This is a genomic window from Salinarimonas soli, assembly GCF_008386575.1.
GTDB lineage: Bacteria > Pseudomonadota > Alphaproteobacteria > Rhizobiales > Beijerinckiaceae > Salinarimonas_A > Salinarimonas_A soli.
In genome coordinates this window covers 1-348 of sequence record NZ_VUOA01000143.1, presented here as the reverse complement: position 1 = coordinate 348, position 348 = coordinate 1, and the positions used below count along the sequence as shown (strand labels likewise).

General features: G+C 50.3%; 1 protein-coding gene. It reads left to right on the top strand.

Annotation, left to right across the window (positions count from 1 at the left end; genetic code table 11):
- A partial coding sequence (locus F0L46_RS27705) for a hypothetical protein (RefSeq protein ID WP_188312159.1) occupies positions 1-322 on the top strand: 322 nt, incomplete at its 5' end.
- Between the last annotated feature and the right edge of the window lie 26 nt (positions 323-348).

Sequence of the window (348 nt, the reverse complement as noted above, 5' to 3'; positions counted from 1 at the left end):
GCTGAAACTCAATCCTTACGCGGCCGTGCTGAAGAGGAAAGCTATCTTAGGGCTGGGCAGAAGGAAGAACTTGAAGGCTCTGGCTGATGCCGAGAAGAGTGGATTGAAGCTGTCTAAGCGAAACCCCGCTATGAAGGCTGAGAAACTACGCGAGAGGAGACGCAAGAACATCAAGGAGGCTCTCGCCAAGAAACCCAAGAAGCCGGTTGCTAAGAAGACCCCGCCTCCCCCCAAGAAGAAGGCCGATAAGAAGCCGAAAGCTGAAAAGGCCGCGAAACCCAAGGCCGAAAAGCCTAAAGCTGATGATAAGCCTAAGGCGTAAATAAATAAATAGATTTTTTAAGGGAA